Source organism: Ruegeria sp. BHSB064 (genome assembly GCF_059613205.1).
On sequence record NZ_JBXWSB010000153.1, the window covers coordinates 1 to 8,626 of the forward strand.

General features: G+C 53.9%; 7 protein-coding genes. 6 read left to right on the forward strand and 1 reads right to left on the reverse strand.

Annotation, left to right across the window (positions count from 1 at the left end):
- The 5 genes from AC2FNU_RS22150 to AC2FNU_RS22170 form a co-directional block, all read left to right on the forward strand.
- A partial coding sequence (locus AC2FNU_RS22150) for a peptidoglycan-binding domain-containing protein (RefSeq protein ID WP_496792686.1) occupies positions 1-272 on the forward strand: 272 nt, incomplete at its 5' end.
- Between the two features lie 685 nt (positions 273-957).
- Complete coding sequence (gene galU / locus AC2FNU_RS22155) at positions 958-1,851, forward strand: UTP--glucose-1-phosphate uridylyltransferase GalU (RefSeq protein ID WP_496792691.1); 894 nt, start codon at positions 958-960, stop codon at positions 1,849-1,851.
- Between the two features lie 67 nt (positions 1,852-1,918).
- Entirely contained in the window at positions 1,919-3,358 is a 1,440-nt protein-coding gene (locus AC2FNU_RS22160; RefSeq protein WP_496792695.1) for a mannose-1-phosphate guanylyltransferase/mannose-6-phosphate isomerase, read from the forward strand.
- Between the two features lie 165 nt (positions 3,359-3,523).
- The gene (locus AC2FNU_RS22165) at positions 3,524-4,594 is read left to right on the forward strand and encodes a DUF2793 domain-containing protein (RefSeq protein WP_496792699.1); all 1,071 of its coding nucleotides are present in this window, start codon (positions 3,524-3,526) and stop codon (positions 4,592-4,594) included.
- Positions 4,595-5,169: 575 nt separating this feature from the next.
- Positions 5,170-6,474 carry a UDP-glucose dehydrogenase family protein gene (locus AC2FNU_RS22170; RefSeq protein WP_496792703.1) on the forward strand — a complete coding sequence of 435 codons (1,305 nt, stop codon included), beginning with the start codon at positions 5,170-5,172 and terminating at the stop codon, positions 6,472-6,474.
- 254 nt (positions 6,475-6,728) lie between these two features.
- On the opposite strand, the gene AC2FNU_RS22175 is transcribed toward AC2FNU_RS22170, so the two are convergent.
- Positions 6,729-7,742 carry a sterol desaturase family protein gene (locus tag AC2FNU_RS22175; RefSeq protein WP_496792705.1) on the reverse strand — a complete coding sequence of 338 codons (1,014 nt, stop codon included), beginning with the start codon at positions 7,740-7,742 and terminating at the stop codon, positions 6,729-6,731.
- Between the two features lie 95 nt (positions 7,743-7,837).
- On the opposite strand from AC2FNU_RS22175, the gene AC2FNU_RS22180 reads away from it, so the two are divergent.
- Positions 7,838-8,626 (forward strand): LysR family transcriptional regulator (locus AC2FNU_RS22180; RefSeq protein WP_496792707.1); only part of this gene is annotated, 789 nt, incomplete at its 3' end.

Genomic DNA, 8,626 nt, shown 5'->3' on the forward strand with positions numbered 1-8,626 from the left:
ATTTGTATGCCTTGTTTGTTGGCCATGTTGGAGACCGCATTCAATTTGGCGTCGGGGATTTTGTCGAAAGGTGGGGAAAGGTGGGGGGACTGTACCGTTCTGACATCGCGGCGATGCAGCGTGCCCTTGAACAGATGGGCCATGATGTGGGCGGTGCGGACGGGTTGCCTGGATTCAAAACGCGCCGCTCGATTGGTCGTTGGCAACAGGCTACGGGCCATGCACCAAGTTGCTTTCCCGACGCGTCGATAAAATCCAAACTGATACCCTGAACAGGATCGGCCAGCTTTACCAGGTGGTGATGGAACAGACGCAATTCACACCCTGCGAATTGTCCAGCACGGTTACGACACGCGCAGGTTTCGCACACATCCCGCGTCTATTTAGGGGAATTTTTCCCAATTGTCGCCAATCTAAGAACAGAACGATCGGTTAGAAAACCCAGTTCTCGCTTTTCTGTTTTTCGACCGAAACGCGCCCACTAGTCTTGTCCTTTCTCGGTCGTGCGCCTCTGAGAAGTCTGAAAGCGGTGGCACATTCAAACGCGGTTACGGCTTAAGGGAGGGGATGTGTTACGCCGGAAACGCTTGGGTAAAAAGTACTGTTTTATGAAAGCGATACAGATTTCCTACCCAACATTGAGGCAGCCTCAGTGATTTCCAAAGGTTACGAAGCGGAAAATTGTCAGCTCAACAGTAACTGGAATAAACGTGTATCAAGGTTGCTGTCTGCAAGTGACAAACAACCCCGAAACGCCACAGAAGGCGCTGCTTTTTTGGACCGTCTTCTTTTCGTGAAAATACAGCTCGTTTTTGACACTGGCCCGACAAGGTGGCACGATTTGACCAATTGCCGCCTGAACCATCGGGCATCATTGATTGATCAGGTCGCGCAGCCTATGAGAATATGTCGGACCAAATCCGCTTTCCCGGCTGAATATTGAAATTGAGAGGCATCATGACACGCAAGGTCACCAAAGCAATTTTTCCGGTTGCAGGCATGGGAACGCGGTTTTTGCCGGCTACCAAGTCGGTTCCAAAAGAGATCATGACCCTGGTAGATCGGCCATTGGTGCAGTACGCCATCGACGAAGCGCGCGCGGCGGGCATCAAAGAGTTTATTTTTGTCACCTCCCGCGGGAAATCCGCGCTTGAAGATTATTTCGACCACAACCTTGTGCTCGAACAGGAGTTGAAGGCAAAAAAGAAAGACAAACTGCTTGAAATCCTGAACAAAACGAACATGGAAAGCGGGGCTATTGCCTATATCCGTCAGCATAAAGCTCTGGGTCTTGGACACGCCGTATGGTGCGCCCGCCGCCTGATTGGGGATGAACCCTTTGCCGTTATGCTGCCCGATGACGTAATCGCCGCCGACAAACCCTGCCTTCAACAGATGATCGAAGCATATGAGGAGACAGGCGGCAACATGGTGGCGGCCATGGAAGTTGCGCCGGAGAAAACAAGCTCTTACGGGGTGTTGGATGTCGGCGACAGCATTGGCCCTGTTATTCCGGCCAGAGGCATGGTTGAAAAGCCCGAACCTGCGGAAGCGCCCTCCAACCTGGCAGTTATTGGCCGATATGTCCTGCGCCCATCTGTACTCAACAACCTGAATGCGATGAAAACCGGAAGTGGTGGTGAAATCCAGCTGACCGACGCCATCGCCGAGGACATTGCAGATGGTGTTCCCGTGTTTGGATATAAATTTGATGGCCAACGTTTTGATTGCGGATCAAAATCGGGTTTTCTGCAAGCCACTGTTGCGTTTGCACTTGCCCGAGACGACCTGCGCGACGACCTAAGCCACTACCTGAATGATATCGTAGCAACCGGGAAAGCGGCGCAGTAGTTAAAGAAATTTCATTGAGTACGAGTAAAGAAATACCTTCTGTGATTACCAGTTCAAAGGCATACACATGACGAATACAGTTCATCCTGTCATTCTTTGCGGAGGATCAGGGACACGTTTATGGCCACTGTCACGCAAAAGTTATCCTAAGCAATTTGTTCCGTTGGTCGGTGAATCCACTCTGTTGCAGGATTGCGCTGATCGAATGCTTGGACCGTCAGATATGCCTTACGCAAAGCCGCTGGTTCTGACAAATGAAGCATTCCGCTTTATCGTCCCCGAACAATTGGCCGAAGTTGGCATAGACCCTGGCCCCATCCTGATTGAACCAGAAGGGCGTAACACAGCACCTGCTGTTCTAGCTGCAGCACTCTATCTGGCATCCCGAAATCCAGACGCAATCATGCTGGTGGCCCCGTCAGATCACGTCATTCCAAACAAGTCCGCCTTCCATTCAGCCGTGGCCGAAGGAGCGCGCGCTATCAGAGAGCGCGGTGATCTGGTTACCTTTGGCATTACACCTACACGTCCAGAAACCGGGTACGGGTACCTCAAACTCAGCCACGCACCGGATTCAACTGAACGTGCTGTCCCGCTGGACCGGTTTGTCGAAAAACCGGATGAAGAAACAGCGCAATCCATGTTGGCTGACGGAAGTTACTTGTGGAATTCAGGCATCTTCCTGTTCGCGGTGCGTGACATAATATCAGCATTCGAACAACATGCAGGAAGCTTGATCGCACCCGTCCAAAAGGCAGTGACCGAGGCAAAAACTGACTTGGGCTTTCTGCGACTGGATCCTGCCGCTTGGGCCGACGCTGCTGACATCTCGATAGATTATGCGGTCATGGAAAAGGCATCGAACCTGAGCGTGGTCCCGTATTCGGCAGGTTGGTCAGACGTCGGAAGCTGGACAGCCGTACAAGAACTGTCCGATATGAACGAAGACGGCGTCGCGACAGACGGCGACGTCACTGCAATCGAATGCCGTAATGTTCTGATACGATCAGAATCGCCCACCCAAGAAGTGGTGGCAATGGGGCTGGAGAATGTGATCGCAGTTGCGATGCCCGATGCAGTTCTGGTGGCCAGCATGGATAAGGCGCAAGATGTGAAACAGGCCGTCACGGCGCTGAAAGAAAAAGGGGCTAAGCAGGCAGAGGCTCTGCCGGTAGACCATCGTCCGTGGGGTTGGTTCGAAAGCCTTGTGATCGGTGACAGGTTTCAAGTCAAACGGATCCATGTCCACCCGGGAGCGGCGCTGAGCTTGCAATCTCATCACCATCGATCCGAGCATTGGATTGTTGTCAAAGGTACTGCCAAAGTCACAATCGACGACAAAGAACAACTGGTGAGTGAGAACCAATCGGTTTACATCCCGTTGGGTGCCACGCACCGGATGGAGAATCCGGGCAAGGTTCCGATGGTTCTGATCGAAGTTCAAACCGGAGCTTACCTGGGAGAGGACGACATTATTCGCTACGAAGACATTTATGCCCGCGAATAAGCCCCCAAAACCTAATACTTAATCCTGCCAGTCGAGCCCGGCCAGCGGTTCAACGGTTAGCAAAAGATTTCCTGGGCGGTCGGCCCGGTCACAGAGGATTGACGCGCTTTGCTGCACTGTAGCGCGCAACCGATGTTTCGGGCCGACAGCCACAGGAGGACCCTCGTGTCACAAATCTCACCCCGACTAAACCTTCCGTTTCTGCAACCCTCGCAGGCGCAAAAGCACGTCACACATAACGAAGCACTGCGGCAACTTGATCTGATCGTGCAGCTGACGGTCCGCTCAACCAACACCGACACTCCACCAGTGGTTCCCGATCAGGGCGAAATTCACGCAGTTGGATCCTCTCCTACAGGGGATTGGGTCGGGCATTCCGGGGACCTCGCCGCTTGGCTGGACAATGCCTGGCACTTCGTTGCGCCCTCGCCGGGTTGGCGCGCTTGGGACGAAACCGCCGGAGATCTCAGAATCTGGGACAGTACTGCATGGGTCCCACTGCCCGTTGATACGCAAAATCTGGACAGTGTCGGTATTGCGGCAACCGCCGACACAACCAACCGTCTGACTGTTCGAAGCCCAGCGACGCTGCTGACCCACGACGGGGGTGGGCATCAGCTTAAAATCAACAAAGCCAGCGCTGACGATACCGCATCGCTCCTGTTCCAATCGAACTGGACCGGTCATGCCGAGATGGGGCTGTCTGGTAATTCTGGGTTTTCGATCAAAGTGTCCCCCGATGGCACAAACTGGACCCAAGCGCTGAGCATTGACCCGACCACAGGTGCGGCAACAGGAGCAGCTGTACAAAGCGATGCGTCCGACACCAGCACTGGCCGCCTTATGCGGGCAGATTATGGATATGGGCCGGGTAATCTGTTGGGGTCGGTTTCGGAAAATGCGGGCACTCCAACCGGTGCCGTCATCGAACGCGGCCACAACACAAACGGAGAGTATGTACGTTTCGCCGACGGGACACAGATTTGCACCGCTACCCTGCCCGCAATTGATTGCTCTAGCGCCGAGGGTGCTCTATTCGCGAGTTCCGCTTTCACTTGGAACTATCCCACGCCTTTTGCAGCGGCGCCAAGCGTCAATGGTAGCGGAGGCTCTGTCGACCGGTTTGTCGGTTTGGGTACGCCCGGCACAACTCAGGTTGACTGCAAAGTGCTGTCGGCGCAGTCGGATTCTTCGACGTTGCCACCGACCGTAACCGCAATCGGGCGCTGGTATTAAGCTAAAGGGCCGCCTCGCTTTTGTGCAGGGCGGCTATTTTTGCTCAAAGCGTCAGTGAACTGTTCTGGAAAGTCCGCTAAGAGTTTGTGGATAACACCCTCACAAAACACCACATCAAAACACCCCCGACCCTTCAACAAAGCGCTGGATTCGGGGTGATTGGTTCGAAAATACTCACTTCAGAAAACAAGTCCTGAACATCCAATTTAGCAAAGTATCTGACTGTCGCTTGGCATTAGTCGGTTCACCCTGGGGCGCCAAACTTTAAATGTCTAAGAGTGTGCTTGATTGATGCGATAGAATGGGCAAAACGGGGCAACATATTTGTTCCAATACACATTATGGTTCCAAACCAGAAAGATCTGGTGACGTAATTTCCCCCTCAAACTGGGTGCAAATCGGAAAAATCTGTGTTGCATGCTAAAAGACGTTGCATAACTTTCAGCACCCTTATTGCTTCAAAAACAAGTAGACCCTATGGGATGCAGTCTACGGGCGCTGTGAACCATTGAAATTGCCGCTGGTTTCTTTGATTGTTCGCGCGTTGCGGCGGGTATTGTTGGAAGGATATTTTTATGCGTATTGCGATGATCGGCACCGGTTACGTCGGCCTTGTGTCTGGCGTGTGCTTTTCGGATTTCGGTCATGATGTGATTTGCGTCGACAAGGCGGAGCAGAAAATTGAAATGCTCAAAGCTGGCGAAGTCCCGATTTATGAGCCCGGTCTTGATGTGCTGATGGCAAAAAACGTGGCTGCCGGCCGCCTGAGCTTTACCACCGATTTGGCCGCCGCTGTGGACGGAGCGGACGCGGTCTTTATTGCGGTGGGAACGCCGACCCGGCGTGGTGACGGCCATGCCGACCTGACCTATGTGATGGCAGCTGCAGAAGAAATCGCACAGGCCGTCACCGGGTATACCGTGATTGTCACAAAATCGACTGTACCCGTAGGCACCAACAGGCAAGTACAGACGGTGGTCGCAGCCGCCAATCCCAATGCAGAATTCGATGTCGCTTCGAACCCTGAGTTTCTGCGCGAAGGGGCCGCGATTGATGATTTCATGCGCCCTGACCGCGTTGTCGTTGGGGTGGAAAACGACCGCGCTGCCGAAGTAATGGCCGAGATTTACCGACCGCTCTACCTGCGCGATTTTCCGATCCTGACCACCGATCTGGAAAGCGCCGAGATGATCAAATATGCCGCCAACGCATTTCTGGCGACAAAGATCACGTTCATCAACGAAATCGCGGGTCTCTGCGAGAAGGTTGGTGCAGATGTCAAAGAGGTGTCTCGCGGCATGGGTCTGGACGGGCGGATCGGCAACAAGTTCCTGCACGCAGGGCCCGGCTATGGCGGCTCGTGCTTCCCCAAAGACACTGCAGCACTGGCGCGGATAGGTCAGGATCACGCGCATCCAATGCAGATCACTGAAACCGTCATTCGCGTGAATGACGAGGTTAAAAAGCGTATGATCGAAAAGATCCGCGAGGCCTGTGACGATCACTTCAATGGCAAAACCGTTGCGGTTCTGGGGGTCACGTTCAAACCCAATACAGATGACATGCGTGACGCGCCCTCTTTGTCCATTGTCCCTGCCCTGATTGGTGGAGGCGCGAAAGTGCGTGTGGTGGATCCACAAGGGAAATCCGAAGGCGAAACTCTACTGCCGGGCGTCGATTGGTGCGACGATCCTTATGTGGCCGCGCAAGGGGCGGATGTTCTGGTTTTGCTGACGGAATGGAACGAGTTCAGAGCTCTTAACCTTGGTGATCTGGCCCAGGCCATGAGCACCCCGCGAATGGTCGATCTCCGTAATGTCTATTCAGAAAGCAAGACCCTGAAGGCCGGCTTTGAAACCTATGTCGGGGTGGGGCGCTGAGCTTACCCGGTCTGGTTGTTAGGCTTTGCCTAAAGACTTCCAGTTTGGCCACCTTGCCCTGATGCTTCGTAGAAGTATTTGGGGCTACGTCTGGATGTAAGTCCTGGTCCAGTGACAGGCAGATCAAGTCTTTGACGCAATAGTTACACTGTGCAGGGCGGCGGCCAAACGCATAGATGCTCGCCTTCCGTTTTCCAGCTCTCAGAAAGCATCTGCCGGGCCTGAGAAGACCCGGCAAAAGACAAGTTGCCACTTTACTCGCCCGCCCAGATCTTGCGACGGCGTTCTTTGACCATTTCGTTGCCCTCGTCCGTGCCGTCGTGGAACGTGTTGAACCATTCATCCCAAGGCGTTTCCCACGTGCCGTAGTTGCAATCGAAGAACCTGTGATGCAGTTGATGGAAAAAGTCCCCGACCTGAAACTTGGCCTTGTTGCCGAGTTTAACGTGTTCGAACCCTGCATGTGAGGTCGGAGCACCAATTCCGTGATGGAACAGCAGAAAGATCGCGTGGATTGGATGGGACGGCAACAGAAAGAAAATCATCGTGTCGAACATCAAAAAGAAACTTTCGACAGGATGCATGGCCAGTCCAGACCATGGACCGGTGTTAATGTTGCGATGATGCCAGGCGTGCACCTTGGTATAAAACGGGCCGACATGCAGCAGGCGGTGTAGCCAGTAGAAGTGAAACCCCGCCCAGATCGGAACAAAAACCACAACCGAGATGAACCAGATAGGGTTGCTGTCAAAGGTGATCATGGTGATCCATCCATTGGCATAGGAATACAGGATCAGGCATTCCCAAAAAGTCCAGAAGGTCAGCGCCGGGCCTAAGGTCCAGAACATGTTGTCCCAGACCTGGTTCTTGAAAGTGAAGACTTTGGCGCCCTTCATCATCGGACGCATGTCATAGCGGTATTCGTCCTGTTGGGTACGGAACTTCCAGAGGGCCAGATGCAAGCCACCCGCGACCACCATCAGGATGCAGAAATTGCGGAACCAGATCTCGGCCACCCAATCCCAACTGAACGTCTGGATCCGGGCGAGCGATGGGGTCAGGTAATTCCATGTGATGATCGCAAAAACCAGCAGCAGCGCGCGCAGCGCCAAAGGATTCCAGCTTTGCAGAAGGTAACGCAACGCAGCCAAGGGTTTCATCGGCCAATCCCAGTACGGAGACGTCTGAATTGGCAATTGCGGTGTAAAGTTCCAGATTTTGCGCTTGGGCCGCGGAGGCAGGGCCGGATCGGTCATGGCAGAGCTCATTCATTCTGTTCGCTGCCAATACGCTAATGCGACTTGCGCAAGGCTCAGCATGGTTTGTCTTGCAGGTCAGGGTAAGTTTTGCTTAGCCTGTCGAAATGTCGTCCCGTATCCCCTCTCTCAACTGGTTACGCGTGTTCGAAGCGGCCGCGCGCACTGAAAGCTTTGCCCGGGCGGCGGGGCAGCTGAACATGTCAGCAGCAGCTGTCAGCCAACAGGTCAAAGCGCTGGAAACACGGCTGGGCACCCCTCTGTTCCACCGCCACGCCCATGCCGTTACATTGACCGAGGCGGGGCGGGCCTATTTACCGTCGGTGCAACAGTCCTTGTTGATGCTGGAAACCGCCACCACCGGCCTGTTTGGCGAAACGCGAGAGCAGCGTCTTTACGTACAGTCTGTGTTACTTTTCGCCCATGGAATTCTGGCCAAGGGCCTTTCGGCATTTCAAGCCGGGCATCCTGATATCAACTTGTCACTGGCTACCGGAAACATCGTTTCGGATTTTGCCAATCGATTTACCGATTTGCAGATTGTTTTTGGCAATCCTGCTCTGTTTGGCACCGAAGGTGATGAGTTGATTCAAGAGGTTCTTTACCCCGTTGCACCACCTGCAATCGCTGCACAGATTAAAACCCCACAAGACCTGCTAGAGCACACTTTGATCGAGGTCTCGACGCACCGCGCAAGTTGGCCGCATTGGTTCGAAAGCCTACGCTTGCCTGCGGGACAGGCGCGGTATTTCTTCGCGGACAACTCGATCATGGCCGCAGAATTGTCAGCAAGTGGGTTGGGTATTGCACTTGCCCGCGCGCCGGCTTCGGATCGGATCATGGAAATATCAGGGCTCGTGCCATGCCTGCCGGAGGATACAGTTACCGGACAAGAG

Excerpts from the sequence above, each read along its gene's own strand:
- AC2FNU_RS22175 (WP_496792705.1), bottom strand. The coding sequence starts at position 7,742 with ATGAGCTCTGCCATGACCGATCCGGCCCTGCCTCCGCGGCCCAAGCGC.
- galU (WP_496792691.1), top strand. The coding sequence starts at position 958 with ATGACACGCAAGGTCACCAAAGCAATTTTTCCGGTTGCAGGCATGGGA.
- AC2FNU_RS22170 (WP_496792703.1), top strand. The coding sequence starts at position 5,170 with ATGCGTATTGCGATGATCGGCACCGGTTACGTCGGCCTTGTGTCTGGC.
- AC2FNU_RS22160 (WP_496792695.1), top strand. The coding sequence starts at position 1,919 with ATGACGAATACAGTTCATCCTGTCATTCTTTGCGGAGGATCAGGGACA.